The organism is Blastococcus atacamensis (assembly GCF_002938425.1).
Classification (GTDB): domain Bacteria; phylum Actinomycetota; class Actinomycetes; order Mycobacteriales; family Geodermatophilaceae; genus Blastococcus; species Blastococcus atacamensis.
Genome location: NZ_POQU01000013.1, coordinates 38,033 through 61,630 on the forward strand (window position 1 = coordinate 38,033; position 23,598 = coordinate 61,630).

Genomic DNA, 23,598 nt, shown 5'->3' on the forward strand with positions numbered 1-23,598 from the left:
CTGAGGGTGAGACCCGGTCTCAGGTGGGCTGGAGTGCCCGCCCGGGCAGCGCGACGACATCGGCGAACCGGGTGAGCACCGGTCCGGCGACCGCGAGGACCAGCACGTAGCCGGTGGCGATCGGCCCGACGTCGGCCAGCCCCGCTGTCACCGCCAGCCCGGCGATCACGATGGAGAACTCGCCACGGGCCACGAGCGCGGTGCCGGCCCGCAGCCGCCCGGGCACGCCGACGCCGTCGCGGCGGGCGGCGAACCAGCCGGTGCCCATCTTGGTGGCGGTGGTGACGGCGGCCAGGGCGAGCGCGGCGGGCAGGACCGGCACGATCGCGCCGGGATCGGTGGCGAAGCCGAAGGCGACGAAGAAGAGGGCGGCGAACAGGTCCCGCAACGGTGCCAGGAGAGCACGGGCGCGCTCGGCGAACGAGGCCGGCAGCGCCAGCCCGACCAGGAACGCGCCGACCGCCGCCGAGGCGCCCATCGCCTGCGCGCCGCCGGCGACCAGGAGGGTCAGACCGACCAGTCGCAGCAGCACCTGCTCGTCGTCGTCGGAGCTGAGCATCCGGCCGAGCCGGGGGCCGTGCCGCTGCGCGGCCATCAGGACCAGGGCCACCGCCCCGACGGCGAGCCCGACGGCGCCGATGGCCGCGACCGGCCCCTGGCCGGCGAGGGCGACCACCAGGAGGGGCAGGAACAGTGCCATCGCGAGGTCCTCGAGCACGAGGACGGCGAGCACGGCCGGCGTCTCGCGGTTGGCCAGTCGGCCGAGGTCGCCGAGCAGCCGGGCCACGATCCCCGAGGAGGAGATCCAGGTGACGCCGGCCAGCGCCAGGGCGCCCTGCCACGGAAGGCCGAGGAGCAGGCCGGCGACGAAGCCCGGCGGGGCGTTCAGCACCAGGTCGACGACGCCGGAGGGGGCGTGCCGGCGGAAGGAGCTGAACAGCTCGGTGGCGGAGAACTCCAGGCCGAGGGTGAGCAGCAGGAGCACGACACCGATCTCGGCCGCGGCGGTGAGGAACGGCTCGGCGGTGCTGAGCGGCACCAGGCCGCCGTTGCCCACGGCCAGGGCGGCGAGCAGCACGAAGGGGATGGGGGAGAGACCCAGGCGGCGGGCCAGCACGCCCAGCACCGACAGCCCGGCGAAGAGGAGACCCAGCTCGACCAGCAGCGCGGCGACGTGGTCCACGCGGGGCTACTCCCGGCCGGACAGCCGGCGCTCGAGGTGTGCGAGCCCGGTGCCGGATCCGATCACCACGAGGACGTCGCCACCGCGCAGGACGTCGTCCGGCCCGGGGGAGGGGACGACGTCGGCGCCGCGGACCAGCGCCACGATCGAGCAGCCGGTGAGGGTACGGGCGCGGGTGTCGCCGAGCGGCCGGCCGTCGAACGGCGAGCCCGGCGCGATCCCCAACCGGGCCGATTCCAGGCCGGGGACCTCGCGGGACAGGTCGGCGAAGCGCTGCGTCAGCCGCGGGGCCCCCAGCACCTCGGCGACGGCGTCGGCCTCGTCGGGGCTGAGCCGGAACATGCCCAGGGCCCGATCGGGGTCGCGCCGGTCGTAGACGGCGATCTCCGCCCCGCCCTCCCGCTGCACGACGATGCCCAGGACCTGTCCCGAGCTGCACCGCATCTCGTAGCGGACGCCGACACCGGGCAGCAGGGTCTCCTCGAGGTCCACGACGGCATCGTCGCAGACGGCTGTCAGCCCAGCCGGTCGGCCAGCAGCTCGGCGAGGTGCTGGCCGCGCCGGCCCGCGAGCTGGTCGAGCTGGGTGCGGCAGGAGAACCCGTCGGCCAGCACGACGGCGTCGTCCGGGAGGTCCCGGACGGCGGGCAGCAGCTGCTGCTCGGCGATCGTCACCGACACGTCGTGGTGCCCCTTCTCCACACCCCAGTTCCCGGCCAGGCCACAGCAGCCGCCCAGCCGGGTCACCTCCGCCCCGGCCTTCTGCAGCAGGGCGGCGTCGGCCGACCAGCCGAGCACCGAGGCGTGGTGGCAGTGCGGCTGCGCGACGATCTCCAGCCCGGCCAGCGACGGCGGCTCCCAGCCGGGGGTGTCCGCGAGCAGCTCGGCCAGCGTGCGGGTGCCCCGGGCGACCCGCTCGGCGGCGTCCCCGCCCACGAGTTCGAGGGACTCCCCGCGCAGGGCCGCGGTGCACGACGGCTCCACCCCCACGATCGGGATGCCGGCGTCGGCCAGCGGCGCGAGGGCGTCGACGGTCGACGAGAGGATCGCGCGCGCCTTGTCCAGCTGACCCGTGGTGATCCAGGTCAGGCCGCAGCAGGTGTCGGCACCGGGGACCTGAACCTCGTACCCGGCGGACTCCAGCACCCGGGCCACGGCGTGCGCGACCTCGGGGGCGAAGTGGTCGGTGAACGAGTCGACCCACAACGCAACTGCTCGCCCGCCCACCCCGGCACCACCCGGCGCCGGCGCCGTGCGTGACGCCCACTCCTGGCGGAACGTGCGGCGGGCGAAGGGCGGCACGTCGCGGCGCTGGTCCATGCCCGCGCCCCACTTCGCCACCCGCCCGCCGAGCCGCGAGGACAGCACCGCGTTGACCACCCGGGGCATGCGGGCGGCGACATCGGCCCAGAAGGGCAGGCGCCCCAGCGTGTAGTGGGACAGCGGGCGCAGCCGGCGGCGGTAGGACTGGTGCAGCACCTCGGCCTTGTAGGAGGCCATGTCCACGCCGGTGGGGCAGTCACGGGAGCAGCCCTTGCAGGACAGGCACAGGTCGAGGGCGTCGTGCACCTCGGGCGAGCGCCAGTCCGTCACAGGTCCGCCCGGGGCGAGCATCTCCTGCAGCACCCGGGCGCGGCCACGGGTGGTGTCCTTCTCGTTCCGGGTGGCCGGCCAGGACGGGCACATGACGCCGCCGGAGGACTGCAGGTCCGCCCGGCACTTGCCGACGCCGGTGCACCGGTGCACGGCCGCCGAGAAGTCGCCGCCGTCGTGCCGGTAGGCCAGCGCCAGGTTCTCGCGCCGGTGGGAAGCCTGGGCCATGCGGATGTCGTCGTCCACCGGCACCGGGCGCACCAGGACGCCGGGGTTGAGCACGTCGTCGGGGTCGAACACCGCCTTGACCCGCTCGAAGAGGGAGATGGCGGCGGGGGAGTACATCAGCGGGAGCAGCTCGCTGCGGGCCCGGCCGTCGCCGTGCTCACCGGAGAGGGATCCGCCGTAGCCGGCGACGAGGCGGGCGGCGTCCTGCACGAACGCGCGGTAGCGGCCGCGTCCGGCGTCCGGGCCGGCGCCCAGCGGGAAGTCGATCCGGCCGTGCACGCACCCGTCGCCGAAGTGGCCGTACGGGACGCACTGGAGGCCGTGCTGGTCCAGCAGGACGTCGAACTCGCGCAGGTAGGCGCCCAGCTGCTCGACCGGGACGGCGGCGTCCTCCCAGCCGGCGTGCGCGGGGGCGCCGTCGGAGGTGCGGTTGGCCAGGCCGGCGCCGTCCTCGCGGATCCGCCAGATCGCCGCGGCGTGCGCAGGGTCGGTGATCACCAGGGAGTCGACGGCGCCGGCGTCGGTGAGCACGCCGCGCGCCTTGGCCTCGACCTCGGCGACGCTCTCGCCGGTCAGCTCCACGATCAACCAGCCCGCGCCGCGGGGCAGCTCGGGGACCACGGCGGCCGGCACGTCCCGCAGCCGCTGCACGATCCGCTCGTCGAGCCCCTCGACCGCCGTCGGCTCGTGGGGGAGCAGGCCGGGTGTGGCGTCGGCGGCCTCGGCCATCGAGGGGTAGCCGAGCACCACCAGTCCGCGGACCGGGGCGTCGGTGACCAGACGGACCGTCGCGCCGAGGACGAGGGCCAGCGTGCCCTCGCTGCCGACCAGTGCGCGGGCGACGTCGAAGCCGCGCTCGGGCAGCAGGTGCTCCAGCGAGTAGCCCGACACCTGCCGGCCGAAGCGGCCGAGCTCGGTGCGGATGGTGCCGAGGTCGCCGGCCACGAGGCGGTGCAGGTCGGCGAGCACGCCGTCGACGGGGACGGTGCCGGGGCCGACCGTCAGGCGCTCGCCGGTGCCGGTGACCACGTCGAGGGCGACCACGTTGTCACTGGTGCGGCCGTAGCCCAGCGCCCGCGAGCCGCAGGCGTTGTTGCCGATCATCCCGCCGACGGTGCACCGGTTGTGGGTGCTCGGATCGGGCCCGAAGCGCAGCCCGTGCGGGCGGGCCGCCGTCTGCAGGGCCGACTGCACGACGCCGGGGTCGATGGTCGCCGTCCGGGCCTCGGCGTCGATCGCGTGCACCCGGGCGAGGTGCCGGCTGGTGTCGAGCACCACGCCGGTGCCCACGGCGTTGCCGGCGATGGACGTGCCCGCGCCGCGGGCGGTGAGCGGCACGCCCAGGCGACGGCACACGTCGAGCGCGGCGACGATCTCGTCGGCCGAGCGCGGCCGGACCACCGCGCGGGGCAGCACCCGGTACAGCGACCCGTCCGAGGAGTACAGCGCGCGGGCCAGGCCCGAGTCGTCGACGTCGGAGATCCCCGCCCTCCGGAGCTCGTCGACGACGGCGCGCCCGGCGTCCGCCGAGTCGGTCGAGGGAGGGGCGGCGGGTGCGCTCATGCCGTCGAGTCTCGTACGCGCCTCCGGAGCGGGTGCACCCGGACCCCGGAGACACGTGTGGCCGGGCACCGCGGTGCCCGGCCACACCCGCTGGACGCGGGGGGATCACTCCGTCGGCGGCTCGTCCTTGCCCTCTTCCTCGAGCCGGTCGGCCTCCTCCTTGGTCGTGTGGACCGCGCCGTCGGCGTGCTCCGGCGGGCCGTAGACCGTGTAGAGGATGAGCGGGTTCTGCCCGGTGTTCAGGAAGTTGTGCTTCGACCCGGCCGGGACGACGACCAGGTCGCCCTGGGCCACGCTCTTCTCCGAGCCGGAGACGACGGCCTTACCGGTCCCGCTCACGAACGTGAGGATCTGGTCGATGTCCTCGTGGACCTCCTCGCCGATCTCACCGCCCGGCGGGATGGTCATGATGACCAGCTGCGTCTTCTTGCCGGTCCAGAGCACGCGACGGAAGTCGGGGCTCTTCTCGGCTTCGGTCGCGATCGTGTAGTGGATGACGGACGCCATGAACAGGCGCTCCTCTCGTCTCGGGGCCGAGGATGCCGTCCGGTCGCCGGAGCCGGCCCGGACGGACGACGCCGCTGCTCCTGCCCTGACGGGGGGCGGAGTAGTCCTCCGGGAGGCGTTGTTGATCACGGGCCGGTCGCCGGCACCATCTCGTCGGCGGTCATCGCGGGCACCGCGCGGACGCGTCGCGACCGCAGCAGACCGGTCGCGACCAGGGCAGCGGCGGTGATCAGCGCCGTTCCACCCAGGGAGAGCAGGGACAACCGGCCGGTGACGGCGAGCGCCTGCACCACCACGGCCTCCACGCCGGCCGCGGTCCAGACGGCGGCCGTCGCCAGGCGGTCGGAGGTGGCGATGCCGGAGTAGAGCATCAGCTGGGCCAGGGCCAGGAGCGTGCCGAGGGCGGCGAAGATCCAGGTGGCCGAGCCCAGCGTGCCGCCGTAGGCCGCGCCGCCGATCAGCGGGAGCGCGGCCCCGCCGACGACCGCGGTGCCGAGGGTCAGCACGGCGCCCAGGCTCCCCACGGCGGCGAGCGAGAGCGGCAGCGCCCGCCGGCGACCGGCGGCGTCGGCCAGCCGGGGGAGCAGCACCACCCCGACGCCCTGGGGCAGCCAGAAGGCGATCTTCGTGACGATCGAGGCGACGGCGTACTCGCCGGAGGCGCCGGCCGGGAGGTGGTGCCGGGCCAGGAGCAGGTCGAGGTTGAGCAGCACGGTGAAGCCCAGGAGGGCGCCGGCCGCGCGCAGCGCAGCGACCAGCGGGGTCCGTGCCCCCCACGCCAGACCCGGCCGGCCGGCGGCCAGCCAGCCGACGACGGCGGCCAGGGCGCCGGCGGCGGTCATGCCGGCCAGCGCCGCGGAGGTGCTGCCCCCCAGCAGCAAGCCGGTGACCCCGCCGGCGAGCTTGCCGGCGCCCAGGACGAGGACGACGACGCCCAGCCGCCGGTACCGCCCGGAGCCCTGCAGCAGGCCCTGGTAGCCCTGCACCATCGTCTGCGGCAGGAGGAGCGCCGCCAGCCACACCGCGGCGGGAACGGCCGGCAGGTGCAGGAGCTCGACGAGCACGGGCACGAGCAGGAGCCCGAGCACGGCGACGGCGGCCCCGAGCGAGACGGTCGTGGCGTGCAGGCGGGCGACCGTGCGCTCGTCACCCGCCCGGCCGCCCAGGTGCAGCGCCGCGGCGGTCTGCAAGCCCGAGGCGGGGACCGAGCCCACCAGCAGCACGCTGAGCAGCGCGGCGAGCTCGCCGTAGGCCGACGGCGCGAGCTGCCGGGCGGCGAACACGGTGAAGGCGTAGGCCAGCGCGTTCACGCCGAGGTAGGCGACGGTGACGACGGCGGTCGCCCCGAGGAGCCGGGACGACGCGGCGGCGCCGTCGGGGCGTCCTCCCCGGCGGGTGCTCGGTCTCAGCGCGCTCACCCCCTTACTCTGCGGACGTCGACCGGGAACCCGGCGCGCGGGTGTCGGAACAGGAGATCCCCAGCAGGTGGACGAGCGATGGACCCTCGCCGACGCGAGGCCGTGGCCGGCCCGCGTGCTCGCCCTCGTCGTCGCGCTGCTGGTGACCGGACCCGCGCTGGCCCCCGGCTTCGTGCTCCTCCGGGACATGGTGTTCGTCCCGCGCCAGGATCTGGATGTCGACGCGCTGGGCCTGGGCGGATCGCTGCCCCGGGCCGTCCCGGTGGACGCCGTCGTCGGACTGCTGACCAGCGTCGTGCCCGGGCAGCTGCTGCAGAAGGTCGTGCTGGTCGGGACCGTCTACCTCGCGGTGCTGGGCGCGGCCCGGCTCCTGCCGCCGGGCGAGGACGGCAGCCGCGGACCGGCCGCGCTCGTGGCCGGTCTGGTGTACGGCTGGAGCCCGTACGTGGCGGAGCGGTCGCTCATCGGCCATTGGACGCTGCTGGTCGCCTACGCCGCGCTGCCGTGGGTCCTCCGCCAGTCGCTGCGCCTGCGCGCCGGCACCCCCGGTGCGCTGCCCCGCCTGCTGGTCGCCGTCGCGCCCGCCGCGTTGAGCCCGACCGGATCGGTGCTCGCGGGGGCCGTGGTGCTGGTCACGGTCGGCCGTGCCCGGGCACCGGTCGCGATCGGCGGGGTGCTCGTGCTCTCCGCCCCCTGGATCGTCGCCGGAGCGCTCCACCCCGCCGGTGGGATCTCCGACCCGGCAGGCGTCGCCGCCTTCGCCGCGCGGGCTGAGGGATGGGGCGGAACGCTGCTCGCCGTGCTCGGCGGCGGGGGCATCTGGAACGCCGGCGCGGTACCGGGGAGCCGGGCCTCGGTCCTGGTCCCGCTCCTCACGCTGCTCGTGCTGGGCCTGGCTGTGCTGGGGTGGTCGGCGCGGCGGATGCACACCCGCCCCGCCACCGGCCTGCTGGTCCTCGGCGGCGTCGGGGTGATGCTGGCCTGCGCCGGCACGGTGCCCGGGGCGTCGGACCTGCTGGAGTGGGCCGTCGGCGCCGTCCCCGGCGCCGGGCTGCTGCGCGACGGGCAGAAGTGGGTCGCCTGGTGGGCCCTGCCGGTGGCGATCGGCGCCGGCCTGGGGGCTGGGCGGCTGCTCGAGGGAGCGCGGGCGCGCGGAGGTCGCCCGGCCGGTCTGGGACTCGCGACCGTGCTGGCGCTCCTGCCGGTGCTCGCCGTACCCGACCTGGCCTGGGGCGTGGGGGGGCGACTGCAGGCCGTGGACTACCCGGCGGACTGGCAGCGGGTCCGGGACGCGCTGGCCGACCGGGACGGCGACGTCCTCGTCCTGCCCTTCGGCGCCTACCGCGCCTTCGGCTGGAACGACGAGCGGCCGCAGCTGGACCCGGCGCCGCGCTGGCTGCCGCGCCCGACGGTGACCGACGACGAGCTCGTCGTCGGCGGGCGCCCGGTCGCGGGGGAGGACGAGCGTGCCCGGACCGTCGCCGCGGCCGCCGGCGATCCGGAGGAACTGGCCCGGCTGGGCGTCGGCTGGGTGCTCGTCGAGCGCGGGACCCCCGGTCGCCCGATCCCTGCCGCGGTGGCCGGGCTGCCGGTCGTCGTCGAGGGTGCCGACCTGCGCCTCCACCGGGTGCCCGGTGCCGCGTCCTCGCCCTCTCCTTCGCCCGTCCGGGTTACCGCTGTGGGAGGAACTCACGCGCTGGCGCTGGGCGTCTGCGTCGTGGCGGTGTTGTGGATCATCGCGGCGACCTCTACCGTGACGGCCCGTCGACCTCCCTCATGGAAACGAGTTCCTCGATGAAGACCCTGATCGCCCTCCTGCTGACCGTCGGCGGTGGCAGCGGGCTCGCGGCGGCCGCCGTCCTCGGTGTCCAGGCCGCTGTGAACCCGGACAACTCCGTCCAGGAGAGCAGCCAGGGAACGACCAACGTCCTGGACTACGGCGCTCGCGGCTGAGTCCCCGGCCGCGGCGCGCAGCACGGTGGCGAAGGCGGAGACGCTCGCCGGCCAGCTGAACGACGCCGCGTGCCGTGCGGCGGCGCGTCCCATCGTGCGACGCGTCGTCTCCTCGGCCAGGAGCCGCTCGACGGCGGCCGTGAACTCGTCCAGGTCCTCGACCAGCAGCCCGGCGCGCCCGTCGAGGACCGACTCGGTGAGGCCCCCAGCGGACCGGTAGCCGACCGTCGGCACCTCGTGGTGCCCGGCCTCGCTGACGACGAGGCCCCAGCCCTCCTTGACCGAGGGGCAGAGGTGCACCCACGCGCGGGCGAGCTCCTCGTGCTTGGACTGCTCGTCCAGGAAGCCCTGGAACTCGACCAGGTCGGTGACGCCGAGACGCTCGGCGGTGGCCGCCAGCTCGTCGGCCCACCAGCCCTCGCCGACCACCGACAGCCGGATGTCCGGCCAGCGGTGGCGCAGACGCGCCACCACCTCGAGGGCGTGCTCCACCCGCTTGTGCGGAACCAGCCGGCCCAGCACCACCAGCCGCGGGCTCGGCGACCGGTGCGCGGTCACCGCGGGCGGGGGCTCGATGCCGTTGGGAACGATCGTGATCCGCTCGGGCTCCACCCCGAGCCCCGCGAGCTCGCCGGCGGTCGCCCCGGAGACGGTGACGTAGCGCGAGCGCCGGTAGAGCCGCGGCGCGATCCGGGACTCCAGCCACCAGCCCACGGCTCCGCCGATCCGGCCGAAGACGATCGGCCACTGCTCGCGGTGCACGTGGTGCACCAGGTTGATCACCGGGGCGGAGCCGGCCAGCGGGCTGAGGAAGGGCAGGCCGTTCTGCACGTCGACGACCAGGCGCGGCCGGTGCTCCCGGACGAAGGCCAGAGCTCGCGGGTACACGCTCATCCGGCCGCCACGGCGCACCACGTGGACGCCGTTGACCATCTCCTCGGCCGGTCCCCGGTCGTGCGCGGCGCACAGCAGGGTGACGCGCAGCCCGGCTGCCGCGAGTCCCTCGGCCATCCGGTGCACGTACCGTTCGGACCCCCCGCCTTCGGGGTGGCTGGCGTCCCGCCAGTTGACGAACAGGACGTCGATTGCCGTTGATCGCATGGGCACCGCGGGAGAGTACCTACCGGTACCGGCATTTCCACCAGCCCATTCACCACGAGGAAGGGATGCGCAGGAAATGGCACGCACCGCGACGTTGGCGCGATCCATTGCGTTGTTCCGGGTATTCCTGCGCGAGCAGTCCGACCCGGACCTCTTCTACGAGACCCTCGCTCGCGACTCGGTGGAGCAGCTGTCCGGGCACGTGTCCCTGGCCCGGGCGACGGTGCTCGACGTGGGTGGTGGCCCCGGCTACTTCGCGCAAGCGTTCCGCCGGGCCGGCGCGATCTACGTCGGCCTGGAGCCCGACGCCGGGGAGATGGTCGCCCGTGGCGCGCCAGAACCGGGCACGGTGCGGGGCAGCGGGGAGGCCCTCCCGGTGCGCACGGGGGCGGTCGACGTGTGCTATTCCTCCAACGTCCTCGAGCACGTGCCGCACCCGTGGGTCATGACCGCGGAGATGGTGCGGGTGACGCGTCCCGGAGGCACGGTCTTCCTGTCCTTCACGCCGTGGTGGTCTCCGCACGGTGGTCACGAGACGGGTCCCTGGCACTACCTCGGCGGCCGGTACGCGCGGCGCCGGTACCGGCGGCGGACCGGGCAGGAGCCGAAGAACCGGTTCGGCGAGAGCCTGTTCGCCGTGTCGGTCGGTGCCGCGCTGCGCTGGGCCCGCGCGTGCCCCGACGTGGAGGTCCTCGCCACCTATCCGCGCTACCACCCGTGGTGGGCGCGCTGGGTCGTCTCCGTGCCGGGTCTGCGGGAGGTCGTCGCGTGGAACCTGGTGGTGGTGATGCGCAGGAGGTAGGTGTGTCATGGCGACGCGGAAAGATTTTCTTGATCTCGGTACGCGTCCGTACCGGGCTCGCTTCCGCCATTCGGGTGACGCCGGACACGGGCCCGCCGCGAATGGGCACGGTTTTCTGCCCGGATGGGCGGTAACCGGGCGTACCGGCCTGTCGTTCCGTGGCTACTGGCCAGTACTGTGACGCGCGCCGCGATGCCGTAGGAGCCGTCGCGCCGAACTTGGAGGACCTTCGCCATGCGCCGTCGTGCCATCGGACTGGGCCTGGTCGGGCTGGGAGCGTTCGCGATCGTCGCGGCCCTGCTGGTCCGCCTCGTCCTCGTCGACACGCTCGTCCGTCTCCCGCTGGACCAGACCGCGAGCCCGACGGCGAAGGGCACCGACGTCGACTACCTCGATCTCGGCCAGATGCGGCAGCTGCGTGGCCTCGAGGCCGACGTGCAGCAGCGCGTCCAGGGTGACCCGGACTCGAAGGACGCCGGCGACGACGTCGCCGTCTGGAACTTCGGGTCGACCATGACCGACCCCGACGGCAAGCTGCTGAACGCCTCGACCTACCGCGTGTGCATCGACCGTCGGGAAGCCGTCGCCGTCGAGTGCGACGCCGACCACGTCGACTACGACCGCGAGCGCTCCATCGAGGGCCTGACGCTGACCTTCCCGTTCGGGACCGAGAAGCGGAACTACGACGTGTTCAACGCGACGACCGGGCAGGCCTTCCCGGCGCGCTTCGAGGGCGTCGAGGAGCTCGAGGGCCTCGAGGTCTACAAGTTCGTGCAGACCGTTCCCGAGACGGTGATCCGCGAGACGAGCGTCCCCGGCGGCCTGGTGGGCTCGGACGAGGGCACGGTGCAGGCCGAGGTCGTCTACAGCAACGAGCGGACGATGTACATCGAGCCGACCAGCGGTGTCCAGGTGACCGCCTCCGAGGAGCCGCGGACCGTCCTCCGCGGCCCTGACGGCACCATCGGGGCGACGGTCCTGGGTGGCTCCTTCTCCGGCACCGACGAGACCATCGCCGCCGGCGTGGAGCGCGCCGAGGACACCGCGGGGAAGATCAACCTGATCAAGAACGTGGTTCCGCTGGTCCTGCTCCTGGTGGGGCTCCTGGCGCTGGCCGGCGGTCTGTACCTGGCCCTGCGCGGCCCGCGGACCGCCACCCGGCCGGCCCACTCGGCCGAGAAGCCGCAGCTCCAGGACGCCACGCGCTGACTCCCGGCGGGGACGAGCTCCCTGCAGTAAGGACCCATGGCAAGCACCCTCACCACGGAGCCCGCCGGACTCCGTCCGGCGGGCTCCGTGGGTTCTCCGACGCCGGGCGGCCCCGGCGACGACGAGGGAACCGGTACCAGCCGGATGGTGTGGCGCCTCCGGCTGACCACGGTCTGCATCGCGCTCACCGCGCTGGCGCTGTCGCAGGCGCCCGGCCGGCTGGTCGCGGACACCAAGCTGGACCTCGTCGTCGATCCGCTCGCCTTCCTCGCGCGGGCGCTGGGGCTCTGGGAGTCGGAGGGGTTCGCCGGCCAGGTGCAGAACCAGGCCTACGGATACCTGTTCCCGATGGGGCCCTTCTTCGCCCTGGGCCAGGCCACCGGCCTGCCGATGTGGATGGTCCAGCGGCTCTGGTGGGCGCTGCTGCTGTGCGCCGCCTTCCTCGGCGTGGTCTTCCTGGTCCGGCGGCTCCGGATGGGCCCGCCCGTCGCGGCGGTGGTCGCCGGGCTCGCCTACGCCCTGGCGCCACGGATGGTGTCCCTGCTCGGCGGCGTGAGCATCGAGGTCCTCCCGATGGCCCTGGCCCCGTGGGTGCTCCTGCCCCTCGTGGGAGCGGAGCGCTCCGGGTCGGCGCGGCGTGCCGCGGCCCTCTCGGGCCTGGCGGTGTTCTGCGTCGGCGGCGTGAACGCGGTGGCCACCGCGGCGGTCCTCCCGCTGCCCGTGCTGTACCTCCTCACCCGCCCGCCGGGGTTCTTCCGCCGTCGGCTCATCGCGTGGTGGGGTGCGTCCGTCGTCCTGGCGACGAGCTGGTGGGCGGTCCCGCTCGTGCTGCTGGGTCGCTACAGCCCACCGTTCCTGGACTTCATCGAGACCGCCGGGACGACGACGACGCCCACCGACCTGACGTCGGTGCTGCGCGGCACCTCCCACTGGGTCGCCTACCTCGCCACGCCGATCGGCCCGCAGTGGCCGGCCGGATGGGCACTGGCCCGGGAGCTCCTCCCCGTCGCCGGCACGGTCGTCCTGGCCGCCGCCGGACTGTTCGCCCTGACCCGCCGCGGCCTGCCCGAGCGCACCTGGCTGGTCCTCGGCCTGCTCAGCGGCGTCGTCCTGGTCTCCCTCGGACACCTGGCTCCTGTGCAGGGGCTCCTCGCCGACCCGTTGCACGACGCCCTCGACGGGGTCCTGGCCCCGCTCCGCAACGTGCACAAGTTCGAGCCCGTGCTCCGGCTGCCCCTGGCGCTGGCACTGGCCCATCTCGTGTCCGTCCTCCTGCGTGGCGCGGCCGGGCCCTGGCCGGCGTACCCGCGCCGCCCTGCCTGGTGGGGCGAGGGCGTCCGGAACGGGTCCCGTGCCGCGCTGGCCGCCCTGGGACTGGCGCTCGTGGTCACGGCCGCACCGGCGGTGGGCGGCCGGATGGCGCCGCCGGGGAGCTTTCAGGACATCCCGGTCCACTGGCAGGAGGCCGCGGACTACCTCGCCGACGCCCGGCCGAGCGGGCGGGCCCTGCTGGTGCCCGGCTCCTCGTTCGGCACGTACGCGTGGGGCACGACCAACGACGAGCCCCTGCAGGCGCTGGCGGACTCGCCGTGGGAGGTCCGCAACGCCGTCCCGCTGACCCCGGCCGCGCACATCCGCATGCTGGACACGGTGGAGGAGCGGCTCGCCCGGGGTGAGGGTTCGGTGGGGCTGACCCGCTACCTCGCCCGTGCCGGCATCTCGCACCTGGTGCTCAGGAACGACCTCGACGTCGGTCTGGCCGCGTCGACCCGCTCCGAGCTCGTGCGGCAGGCGCTCCGCGACTCGCCGGGCATCCGCCGCGTCGCCGGCTTCGGGCCGGACTTCCCGCAGGCGACACCCACCGAGGGCCTGCTCTACGACGCCGGACTGCAGGAGCCGCGACCGGCGGTGGAGATCTTCGCCGTGACCGACACGGCGCCCAGGGCGTGGACCGCGCCCCTGTCCGACGCGGTCACGGTGCACGGCGGACCCGACGCCGTGCTGGAACTGGAGGACCGCGGCCTCCTCACCGACCGGCCGACGGTGCTCGCCGGGGATGCCGGCGCCGGAACCGGCCACGTGATGGTCGGTGATGCCCTGGTCCGGCGCGAGCGCACCTTCGGGCGGGTCACCGCAGCCGAGTCGGCCGGCCTCGCGGCCGACGACCCGTTGCGGCTGTCCGGCACCGTCCCGGACTTCCCCGTGTCCGGCGGTGCTGCGCAGAGCGTCGTCCGCTACGGGGGCGGGACGCCCAGCGCGGCCAGCTCCGCCTCGGACCCGGGCAACGTCGGCGGGGCGCGGCCGGGATCCTCCCCGTGGGCCGCGGTCGACGGCGATCCGCGGACGGCCTGGCGTCCCGCTCTGCAGGCCGGCACGCCCTCCCCGGTCTGGTGGCGCCTGGACACCGACCGGGCGTTCCTCGCCTCCACCGTCACCGTGACCCTCGACCGGTCGGGGGAGGAGCAGCCCGCCCGGGTCCGGCTCACCACGGACGCGGGTGCCTTCACCGTCGCGCTGGCCGACTCCGACGACCCCCAGCGTCTGCCGCTGCCGCCCGGGCGCACCAGCACCCTGACCATCGCGCCGATCCCGACCGACGACGACGCCGGGGCCCTCGCGCTCGCCGAGGTGGAGCTGCCCGGCGTCGCGGTGACGCGGTCGGTGGTCACCCCCGTGCCCGGGGAGCAGGTGGACGTCTACGCCTTCGACGCCGCGAATCCCGGGGTCGCGGGCTGCCTGGTGCGCGACGACGGCCCGCGGTGCGCCGGCACCCTCGTCCAGGACGCCGAGGAGCCGCAGGGTCTGGACCGGGTCCTCACCGTCGCCCGTCCCGCCGCTCACGACCTCGAGGTGACCGCGGTGCCCCGGCCCGGGCCTGCTCTCGACGCGCTGCTGGCCGCGGCCCACGGGGACGAGGTGGGCGTGGTGGCCAGCAGCAGCGCGGTCGACGACCCCAGGGCGAGCGCGCGGGCGGCGGTGGACGGTGACCCGTCCACCTCCTGGCTGGCCGCCGGCGACGACGAGTCGCCGACGCTCGAGCTCAGCTGGCCCGAGCCCCGCACGTTCGACTCGCTCCGCGTGGTCACGACCCCGGGCGTGCCCGCCGCGGTCGCGACCGCGGTCACCCTGGACGTCGGGGGCCTTCCCCAGCTGCTCTCGCTCGACTACGACGGCAGCGTGCGGTTCCCGGCGATCACCACAGACCGGCTGGTGGTCGGGCTGACCCTGCCGCTGGAGGCTGACTCCTTCGATCCGTACACGTTCCGGACCGACCGCCTCGGGGTCGGGGTCAGCGAGCTGCAGATCGGCGGGGAGAACCCCGCTCCGGATGCCGGCGCACCCGTTCCGATCCCCTGCGGCAGCGGACCCGTCGTCACAGTGGACGGCGAGCCCGTCGAGACCTCGGCCGACACCACCCTGGGCGAGCTGACCGCGCTGGCGCCGCTGCGGCTGGAGCCGTGCGGGAACGGCGCGGCCCTCCGCCTGGCCGCGGGGGAGCACCGGCTGGTCGCGGCGAGCACCGACGTGCTGACCGTCGATTCGGCCACGCTGACCCGCGCCGGGAGCGGGGTCGACGACACGCGTCCGGGCCGCCGTGCGGCGCAGGTCGTGCGCTGGGACGACGAGCACCGCCGCGTGGAGGTGGGGGAGCGGGACGAGCCCACCCTGCTCGTGGTCCCGGAGAACACCAACGCTGGTTGGACGGCCTCGATCGGGGGCCGCGCGCTGGAGACCGTCGCCGTCGACGGCTGGCAGCAGGGCTACGTCCTCCCGCCCGGCGCGGCCACGACGGTGGACCTCGACTTCGGCCCGGGCGCCGTCTACCGCAGCGCACTGGCCGCCGGCGCCGGGGCGGTGCTGCTGCTGGTCGTCCTGGGAGCCGTCCCGGCAAGGAGGCAGCGGCCGCTCGCGGCGCGTCGCAGCAGCCGGATCGCGACCGCAGCCCTGGTGCTGGCCGCTGCAGGCGGGATCGCCCTGGTGGGCGGGGTGGTCGGGATCCTGGCGCTGGGCGCTCTGTACGCCGTCGGCCGCGCCGCGGGGACCGCTGGCCGGCAGGTGCTGGGCGGAACGGCCGCTCTCGCGCCGGCCATCGCCGGAGCACTGCTGCTGATCCTGCCCGACGGCACGGCGACGGCTCGTCAGGTGCTCGCGCTCGTGGCCGTCGCCGCCGTCGTCGCGGGGGTGCTGCCCGGAACGCCCGGCCGGCTCCGGATGTCGGGAGCCCGGCGGGCAGCTGCCGGCTGACGGGGCGCGCTTCCTCGGAGGCCTCAGCTCCGGCCGGCTGCCGTCTCCGCCGGCACCCCGCCGGCATGGCCACCTGCGCCGGTGCCGTCGGGCTCCGCGCGGGCTCCCGGCTGGTCGGGGACGAGGTCGCGGAAGCGCTGCACGAGGGGGCGTTCGATCACGCGGTAGCCGAGGGCCGCGACTCCGACGGCGACGACCCAGGTGACGGGCAGGACGAGCGCGATGTGGTGGGTGAACACCTCCCACATGATCAGCAGCAGCGGCATGTGGAAGAGGAAGAGACCGTAGGACCGCTCGCCGAGCCAGTCCATCGGCCGGGACGCGAGGAACCGCCGTCCGCGGCCCGCCGTCTGGTCGCCGAAGACCAGCGGCCATACCGCCAGTGCGGCGATCAGGGTGTACAGCACGTGCTTGGTGATGCCCTGGGCGGCGGTGAGGGCGCTGGTGAGGTCCACGGCGCCGGTGAACGGGCCCGACGCCGCCCAGAACAGCGCGAGAGCGGCCCCCCAGCAGGTCCACGGGCTGTTGCCGAGCTCGTGCGCCCGCCGCACCGGGCTCCACTCGGGTGAGGCCACGGACAGGACCGCGATCGCCATGCCCGCGGCGAACCAGGAGACGTAGGCGGGCAGCCACAACGTCAGCGAGCCCAGCAGGAAGGGGTCCGAGGCCGCCCACGCGAACCAGCCGAAGCCCAGCAGTGAGGCCCCGGCCAGCACGGCGAGGATCCGGCCGGGGCGCCACGTCCCGCCGCTCAGCCGCAGGAGCCCGCCGACGATCACGGGGAGCAGGACGTAGAAGGACACCTCGGTGCAGAGGCTCCACGCGTGGTCCAGCCCCTCGGCGTGCCAGTTCCGCGAGTAGATCTGGGTGAGGGTGAGGAACCGCAGCCAGTCACCGGCGCCCATCTCGCGGTTGCCGGGCAGGAAGAGCATCGCGACCACGACGCACACCCAGTAGGCGGGCAGGATGCGCAGCGCCCGCCGCCACAGGAACGCCGCAGGGCGCGGCGCGGGCCGTCCCTGCGCCGCGGCACGGAACAGCGGCTGGGACAGCAGGAAGCCCGACAGCGCGAAGAAGACCGCCACGCCGACGTCAAGGCGGGCGAGGGCGTAGCCCACGGTGTCGGGCGTGTACGAGGCGGTCCAGAACGCCGCATGGGTGGTGACGACGGCGGTGGCGGCGAGTGCGCGCAGGCCGTTGAGCGCGGGGTAGCGCACGGGTCAGCTCCCCGCCCCGGCCAGGGCACGGGGCTGCCCCACGGCCACCGAGGTGACGCAGAGAGGCGCCTCCGGATCGGTGATCTCGAGCTCGACCCGGTCGACCGATCCGCTCACCTGCAGGAAGAGGTTGTGCACCCCGGCCGCGGCGAGGCCCGCGCCGGCGGTGTCGCCGGCGGTCACGCGGACCCCGTTCTCCTTCCCGGCGAAGTAGGAGATCTGCACCAGCCAGCGGCCCTCGCCGCTCTCCCGGGGCAGCACCACCCGTGCCGCGTCAGCGGCGGCCAGCCACCCGCAGTTCTCGTCCGGCCCGGTGCCCGAGGCGACCTCCGGGTCCACCACGGCCAGCTGGGCGTTGCCCTCGCCGTCGAGGGTGACCAGCTCGGCGACCATCTGCCCCTCCGCGAGGAAGGGAGGGAGCCGAGGCAACCCCGCTAGCACGACGGAGGTGCGATTGGCCGGCTCGAGCTCCGCCGGGACGACGCCGTCGGGCACCGCGGCGTCGGCCACCACGAGGTCGGTCCGCCCGGTGAGGCCGGCCGCGGCGTTCTGGACGTACTCGTGGCCGACGTTGGCCGACCAGTACCGGGAGAAGGTGGTCGTCGAGAGGACGCAGCCGACGGCGAGGGCCGCGACCACGGCTGCGGCGATCCCGGGGCGGGCGAGCCGGTCGACGAGACCGGACGCCGCGGGCCGGGTCGTCCAGCTGCGGCGGCGCAGCACGACCGGCGCGTCCTGCACGGGGAGGAAGGCCAGGGCGAGCGCGAGCGCGGCGAGGACCGCCACCGGAGCCGGCGGCACCAGGTCGGCCGGGACAGCGGCGGCGCCGGTGCCCGCGACGGCGGACGAGGCGTCCCCGAGCAGGACGACCGAGATCGCCGGCGCGGCGAGCAGCCACGCGCGCAGCGCCCCGCGCCGGAGGAGGACGGCGGCGACGACGACCGCGCCGATGACCGCCGCCGCGCCCCAGACCAGGCCGGGTGTCGGATCCGGCGTCGCCAGCGGCGTGATGTCGGGCGCCCAGTTCCAGGGCCCCCCGACCAGGCCGGGCAGGACGGTGCGGGTCAGCGTGCCGGGCAGGTCGCGCGCGCCCTCGGCCAGGGCGGTGACCTCCACCAGCGGGGGCCCGGCCACCAGCAGCCGGACGCCGACCCCGGCGGCCACGGCCAAAAGCTGCGCCACCCAGACCGTCCGCAGCCGACCCAGCGCCCGCACGCGGGCGCGGATCGGGCCGGCGGTGGCCCACATCGCGGTGGCCGCCGCCAGGAGCAGCGGGATCAGGGCGGCCTCGACGGCGAAGAGCACGCCTCCGGCGACGGCGGCCGCGCTGCTGACCATCGCCGCGCGGGCGCCGGTGCGGAGGTGGCGGACGTGACCCCGCAGGGCGGTGAGGAGCGCCAGCTGGAGGGGCAGCTGCACCAGTGCAGCGCTCCACCAGACACCCCCGACCAGGGTCACCGAGCTGGCCAGGTAGACGGCGAGGGGGAGCAGGACGGCCGGCCGGCGGCCGACGAGGTCGACCAGGAGCCGGTAGAGCGCCAGGTCGACCAGCAGCTGCGCGAGGAGCTCCAGGCCCACCAGCGCCGGCCAGGAGAGCGGTGCGATGGCGGCGACGGTCCCCGCGACGGCGGCCGCACCGGGCGGGCCGGGGATGTCGACGGGGAGACCGGCGGCCACCGCGGCGGCCAGGAAGTCCGGGCCGGCCAGCCAGCCGCCTGCGGCCGTCCAGCCCCGGAGGAGGAGGTGAGCGGCGACGAGCAGCGCCACGAGGGTCGGCAGCACGGCGTCGCGGTCGATGCGCAACTGCAGGACGGCCGGACCCTGGCGCGAGGGGACCGCCACGGGGGCGTCGGCGTCGACGCCCGGGGGTGCACTCATGGGGCTCCGTTCCCTGCGCGCCGGCTCGGTGCTCAGCGTAGACAGCGCGGTTACCCAGCGGTAGTACCCGTCAGTACCACTACCCGTACGCGCTAGGGCCGGCGCTCCAGCAGACCGACCACCGCCGACGTCGCCGCATCCACGTCGTCGCGGAGCCGCTCGGTCTCACCGCGCTCGACCCGCACGAGGATCAACTCGTTGATGCCACCGACGGCGGCGAGCACGAGCTGGCGGCCGACCGGGCGCACCTCATCGGGGTGCTCCGCCGCGAGCCCGGTGGCGACCTCGCAGATGAGGTCGACGTAGCGGTCCAGCACCTCGCGGCGCAGCGCTCGGGCGCGGGGACCCGCGGCCTGGACCTCCACCAGTGCCGCCCAGGCCACCGTGGGGCCGGCGGCGAGCGTCTCGAGGTAGGCGCCGATCCCCGCGCGCAACCGCGCCCGCCAGGGCAGTCCGGCGGCCCGCGCCGTCTCCTGCGCCCGGTGGACGGTCTCGAGCACCTTGTCGTTGGCGCGGCTGTACAGCTCGAGGAGGCACTCCTCCTTGTCCTGGAAGTGCGCGTAGACGATCGTCTTCGACACCCGGCCCTCGCGCGCGATGTCGGAGATGGTGGTCGCCTGGTACCCCTTCGCGGCCATGCAGGTGGCGAGTGCCCAGAGGATCCGGCCGCGGCGGTGTCCGTCGTCCACGGCCGGGTCGTCGGTGAGGTCGACCAGCTTGTCCATCGGCAGCGCACTCTAGTTGCGCCCGATCGACCCGTGACGCATCTCATGTGCCGGGGGCGGAAGTGTCGGGGCGGGCGAGACGTCGTCCTACCGTGACCCCTCCGCCCGGAACCCGCCCGACGGCCCGCGCGTACGCGATGTGGGTGGTCGCCCTGCTGGCCTACGCCGTCGCGGTGTTCCACCGGTCCTCGCTCGGTGTGGCGGCCGTGGAGGCCCAGGAACGGTTCTCCGCGGGGGCGTCGGCGGTCTCGCTCTTCCTGGTGCTCCAGCTCGCCGTCTACGCGGCGCTCCAGGTGCCCGTGGGAGTGGCGCTGGACCGCTTCGGCTCGCGCCGCATGATCCTGGCCGGCGCGGTCACCATGGCCACCGGCCAGCTGCTCCTGGGCCTGGCGGAGGACGTTCCGACCGCGATCGCCGCCCGGGTACTCGTCGGTGCCGGTGACGCGATGACGTTCATCAGCGTCCTGCGCGTCATCTCCTTCTGGTTCCCCGGTACGGCCGCCCCGCTGATCACCCAGCTGACCGGCATCCTCGGGCAGATCGGGTCGATCGTCGCCGCCTATCCGCTGGTGGCGATCCTGCACTCCTCGTCGTGGAGCTCCACGTTCCTCGGGGCCGCGGCCACCGGCGTGCTGGTCGGCGTCCTCGTGCTGGTGGCCCTGCGCGACGCCCCGGCCGGAACTCCGCGGCCGGTCGCGCCCGACATGTCGCAGCTGCGCCGCTCCCTGGTGGACACCTGGCGGGAGCCGGGCACCCGGATCGGGCTCTACACCCACCTCGTCACCCAGTTCTCCGGCACCGTCTTCGCCCTGCTCTGGGGCTATCCGTTCCTGGTGGTCGGGCAGGGGCTGACGCCGGGGACGGCGGCGGGCCTGCTCACGCTGCTGGTGGTCGTCGGCATGGGGGTCGGGCCGACGCTCGGGCGGCTCTGCGCGCGCTGGCCGCTGCGCCGGTCGGTGCTGGTCTTCGGCATCCTGGTCGCGACCGTCACCACCTGGACCGTCGTCCTGCTGTGGCCGGGGCGCGCGCCGATGTGGTTGCTCGTCGTGCTCGTCGTGGTGCTGGGCACGAACGGCCCCGGCTCGATGATCGGGTTCGACTACGCCCGCACCGAGAACCCCGTGGAGCGGCACGGGAGCGCCAGCGGTGTGGTCAACGTCGGCGGCTTCGTGGCCTCGCTGCTCACGATCCTCGCGGTGGGGGCGGTGCTCGACCTCCTCACTCCCGGCGGCTCCACGGACTACGACCTGGACGCGTTCCGGGTGGCCTTCTCGGTCCAGTACCTGTTCTGGGCGATCGGCCTGGCCGGCGTGGTCCGGCACCGCCGGCAGCTGCGGTCCCGGCTGGCGCAGGACGGCATCGTGCTCGCCCCGCTGCACGTGGCCGCGCGGGCCCGGCTCCGCGGGGGCTCCGCCTACCGCTGAGTGCACCCGTCCGGGTTCTTGGAGCCGCGGGTGCTCGGCGGTACGGTCCGCGATCGAGGTCCGGAAGAGCGGCGGGTGCGATGAGCTTCGAGCAGGTGCGCAGGGACTGGGCCACGCTGGGGGCGGAGGATCCGCTCTGGGCGGTCCACGTGGCCGCTGACAAGCGGGGCGGGCGGTGGGACGCCGAGGCGTTCCTCGAGCTCGGCCGCCGGGACGTCGAGGTCGCCCGCGAGCAGCTGCGCCGGCTCGGTCTGCCGACGTCGTGGGAGCGCGTCCTGGACTTCGGCTGCGGCGCCGGCCGGCTGAGCCAGGCCCTCGCGCAGCACGCCGGGGAGGTCGTCGGCCTCGACGTCTCGGCGCCCATGCTGGAGACGGCCCGCGGCCTGGACCGCAGCGGCGGCCGGATCTCCTTCGTGCTCAACGAGGACCCCGATCTCCGTTCCTTCCCGGAGGGGCACTTCGACCTCGTCTACACCGAGCGGGTGCTGCAGCACCTGCCGCGGGCCGTGCTCGAGACCTACCTGACCGAGTTCGCGCGCGTGCTGCGCCCCGGTGGCGTGGCGGTGGTGCACTGCACCACGCGGCCGATGTGGACCCTGCGCGGTCTGGTGTGGCGGGTGGCGCCCGTGCCGCTCATCCGCTGGGCGCAGCGCCGGCTGCTCGGCTACCCGGCGCCGATGCGGATGACCGGCGTGCCGGAGGAGCGGGTCGCCGAACTCGTCGCGGTGCACGGGGCCGCCGTGGTGGATGCCGCCGCCGTCGACGAGCCGGAGACGCACTGGCACGCCCGGCGGTACGTGATCCGGCGGCGCCCGGACGCCACGGGCTGAGCGGTCCGGCCGGCCCGCGGTTGCCGCCCGACGAGGCGGGCGAGCATGATCACCTTCTGCGAGGAGTCCGTCGGGGGAGGTGTCGTGGACGTCGTCATCGGGCTCGACTCCGGTACGACGGCCACCAAGGCGGTCACCGCCGGGGCCGACGGGCGGGTCCGTGACGTGACCAGCGTCGGCTACCCGCTGCAGGTGCCCGCTCCCGGCCGGGCCGAACTGGACGCCGGTGCGCTGCAGCGTGCGGCGATCGGGGCGCTCGCCGACGTCGCGCGCCGGGCACGCGAGCGGGGCGACGCGGTGGTGGGCATCTCGCTCAGCGCCGCGATGCACGGGCTCCTGCCGATGGACGACGCCGGGTCGCCGCTGGGACCGGTGATCACCTGGGCCGACGACCGGGCGGCCGAGCAGGCGGCCGTGCTCCGTGCCGACGGTCGTGCGGCCGGCCTGCACGACCGCACCGGCACTCCGGTGCACCCCATGTCACCGCTGCTGAAGCTGGCGTGGCAGCTTGGGCAGGACCCCGACCGCGTGACCGACGTGCCGCGCTGGGGCGGGGTCAAGGAGCTGGTGGTCGCCACGCTGGTCGGTGGCCCGCACCTGGTCGACCGGTCCTGCGCCTCGGCCAGCGGGCTCTACGACATCCACGCCGGGCGCTGGGACGACGAGGCGATGCACGTCGCCGGGGTCCGGCCCGGGCAGCTCGGGGAGGTGCTGCCCACGACGGCGGTGCTCCCCGGCCTGACCGCCGACGCCGCGCGGGCCACCGGCCTGCCCGCCGGGCTGCCGGTGGTGATCGGGGCGTCCGACGGCGTGCTGGCCAACGTCGGGATCGGAGCGGTCCGCAGCGACGTCGCCGCCGTCTCGCTCGGTACCAGCGGGGCGATGCGCGTCGTCGTGCCGGCGCCGGTCGTCGATCCCGGGCGCCGGCTGTTCTGCTACGCACTCACCGAGGACCGCTGGGTCGTCGGGGGAGCGGTGAACAACGCCGGATCGGTCGTGCGCTGGGCCGCCCGGGCGCTGGCGGAGCCCGGCGGCCCCGAGCCCACGGGCCCGGAGGCGGACGCCCTCGACGCTCGGCTGCTGGCCGAGGCCGAGGGCGTGCCGGCCGGCAGCGCGGGGCTGCTCTGCCTGCCCTACCTGCTCGGGGAGCGCGCGCCGTGGTGGCGGCCGGGTCTGCGCGGCGCCTACGTCGGCCTGCGCCGCGAGCACGGGCGGGCCCACCTGGTGCGGGCGGCCGTCGAAGGGGTCTGCCAGCAGCTCGCCCTGGTGCGTGAGGCCTTCGCCGCCACCGGGCTGCCGGTGCGCGAGGTGCGCGCGACCGGCGGCTCGACGTCGTCGGCGCTGTGGCTGCGGGTCCTCGCGGCGGCCCTGGACCTGCCGGTGCGGGTCGCCGACTCGCCCGAGGGCGCCGGGCTGGGCGCCGGGCTGCTGGGTCTGCACGCGCTGGGCGCCCTGCCGGACCTCGAGGCCGCCACCGGGCTGGTCCAGGTCGGCGACCCGGTGCTGCCCGAGCCCGCCGACGTCGAGGTCTACGAACGGCTGCGCCCGCTGATGGTCCGGTCCACGACGGCCCTCGGTGACATCCTGACCGCGCTCGACGACGGCACCCCGTCGGCGAACAGCGCTCCCCACGCCCTGTCTATGATACACATCGGACGCCGCCGACGAAGAGGAGACTGAAGATCACGGTGGGCGCAGTAGAGTACAAACAAAATAAGTGAGA

16 protein-coding genes are annotated in these 23,598 nt (G+C 75.1%); 7 read left to right on the top strand and 9 right to left on the bottom strand.

The window, feature by feature from the left end; all coding sequences use genetic code 11:
• Positions 1-19 precede the first annotated feature (19 nt).
• From C5508_RS05590 to C5508_RS05610, 5 genes are all read right to left on the bottom strand, one after another.
• Positions 20-1,183, bottom strand: a complete 1,164-nt coding sequence (locus C5508_RS05590) for a cation:proton antiporter (RefSeq protein ID WP_104523960.1) — start codon at positions 1,181-1,183, stop codon at positions 20-22.
• Between the two features lie 6 nt (positions 1,184-1,189).
• Positions 1,190-1,675: a cation:proton antiporter regulatory subunit gene (locus C5508_RS05595; protein ID WP_104523961.1), complete on the bottom strand. Its 486-nt coding sequence runs from the start codon at positions 1,673-1,675 to the stop codon at positions 1,190-1,192.
• Between the two features lie 23 nt (positions 1,676-1,698).
• Positions 1,699-4,566 carry an FAD-binding and (Fe-S)-binding domain-containing protein gene (locus tag C5508_RS05600; RefSeq protein ID WP_104523962.1) on the bottom strand — a complete coding sequence of 956 codons (2,868 nt, stop codon included), beginning with the start codon at positions 4,564-4,566 and terminating at the stop codon, positions 1,699-1,701.
• A 105-nt stretch (positions 4,567-4,671) separates the two neighbouring features.
• Complete coding sequence (locus C5508_RS05605) at positions 4,672-5,073, bottom strand: cupin domain-containing protein (RefSeq protein ID WP_104523963.1); 402 nt, start codon at positions 5,071-5,073, stop codon at positions 4,672-4,674.
• A gap of 125 nt (positions 5,074-5,198) precedes the next feature.
• Positions 5,199-6,491, bottom strand: coding sequence for a polysaccharide biosynthesis protein (locus tag C5508_RS05610; protein ID WP_104523964.1), 1,293 nt, complete (start codon positions 6,489-6,491; stop codon positions 5,199-5,201).
• 67 nt (positions 6,492-6,558) lie between these two features.
• Between C5508_RS05610 and C5508_RS05615 the strand changes: the two genes are divergently transcribed.
• A complete protein-coding gene (locus C5508_RS05615) occupies positions 6,559-8,289 on the top strand; it encodes a hypothetical protein (RefSeq protein ID WP_104523965.1) in 1,731 nt (576 codons plus the stop codon).
• Here the strand turns inward: C5508_RS05615 and C5508_RS05620 are convergent.
• Positions 8,181-9,545 (bottom strand): glycosyltransferase family 4 protein, encoded by a 1,365-nt coding sequence (locus tag C5508_RS05620; protein ID WP_104523966.1) that lies wholly within the window; start codon positions 9,543-9,545, stop codon positions 8,181-8,183. The genes C5508_RS05615 and C5508_RS05620 overlap by 109 nt on opposite strands.
• A 76-nt stretch (positions 9,546-9,621) precedes the next feature.
• On the opposite strand from C5508_RS05620, the gene C5508_RS05625 reads away from it, so the two are divergent.
• The 3 genes from C5508_RS05625 (at position 9,622) to C5508_RS05635 (ending at position 15,801) form a co-directional block, all read left to right on the top strand.
• Positions 9,622-10,347, top strand: coding sequence for a class I SAM-dependent methyltransferase (locus C5508_RS05625; protein ID WP_198597906.1), 726 nt, complete (start codon positions 9,622-9,624; stop codon positions 10,345-10,347).
• Positions 10,348-10,581: 234 nt separating this feature from the next.
• On the top strand, positions 10,582-11,556 hold the full coding sequence (locus C5508_RS05630; RefSeq protein ID WP_104523967.1) for a DUF3068 domain-containing protein: 975 nt from the start codon (positions 10,582-10,584) through the stop codon (positions 11,554-11,556).
• Between the two features lie 36 nt (positions 11,557-11,592).
• Positions 11,593-15,801 (top strand): alpha-(1->3)-arabinofuranosyltransferase domain-containing protein, encoded by a 4,209-nt coding sequence (locus tag C5508_RS05635; RefSeq protein WP_104523968.1) that lies wholly within the window; start codon positions 11,593-11,595, stop codon positions 15,799-15,801.
• A 23-nt stretch (positions 15,802-15,824) separates the two neighbouring features.
• On the opposite strand, the gene C5508_RS05640 is transcribed toward C5508_RS05635, so the two are convergent.
• From C5508_RS05640 to C5508_RS05650, 3 genes are all read right to left on the bottom strand, one after another.
• On the bottom strand, positions 15,825-17,018 hold the full coding sequence (locus C5508_RS05640; protein WP_104523969.1) for an acyltransferase family protein: 1,194 nt from the start codon (positions 17,016-17,018) through the stop codon (positions 15,825-15,827).
• A 3-nt stretch (positions 17,019-17,021) separates the two neighbouring features.
• Positions 17,022-18,896 carry a hypothetical protein gene (locus C5508_RS05645; protein ID WP_104523970.1) on the bottom strand — a complete coding sequence of 625 codons (1,875 nt, stop codon included), beginning with the start codon at positions 18,894-18,896 and terminating at the stop codon, positions 17,022-17,024.
• Positions 18,897-18,988: 92 nt separating this feature from the next.
• Positions 18,989-19,621 (bottom strand): TetR/AcrR family transcriptional regulator, encoded by a 633-nt coding sequence (locus C5508_RS05650; RefSeq protein WP_104523971.1) that lies wholly within the window; start codon positions 19,619-19,621, stop codon positions 18,989-18,991.
• A gap of 92 nt (positions 19,622-19,713) precedes the next feature.
• Here C5508_RS05650 and C5508_RS05655 point away from each other — a divergent pair, with 92 nt between their 5' ends.
• The 3 genes from C5508_RS05655 (at position 19,714) to C5508_RS05665 (ending at position 23,555) form a co-directional block, all read left to right on the top strand.
• Positions 19,714-21,045 (top strand): MFS transporter, encoded by a 1,332-nt coding sequence (locus C5508_RS05655; protein ID WP_232796940.1) that lies wholly within the window; start codon positions 19,714-19,716, stop codon positions 21,043-21,045.
• Between the two features lie 80 nt (positions 21,046-21,125).
• Complete coding sequence (locus C5508_RS05660; protein ID WP_104523973.1) at positions 21,126-21,875, top strand: class I SAM-dependent methyltransferase; 750 nt, start codon at positions 21,126-21,128, stop codon at positions 21,873-21,875.
• A gap of 45 nt (positions 21,876-21,920) precedes the next feature.
• A complete protein-coding gene (locus tag C5508_RS05665) occupies positions 21,921-23,555 on the top strand; it encodes a gluconokinase (RefSeq protein ID WP_198597907.1) in 1,635 nt (544 codons plus the stop codon).
• The last annotated feature ends 43 nt before the right edge of the window (positions 23,556-23,598 follow it).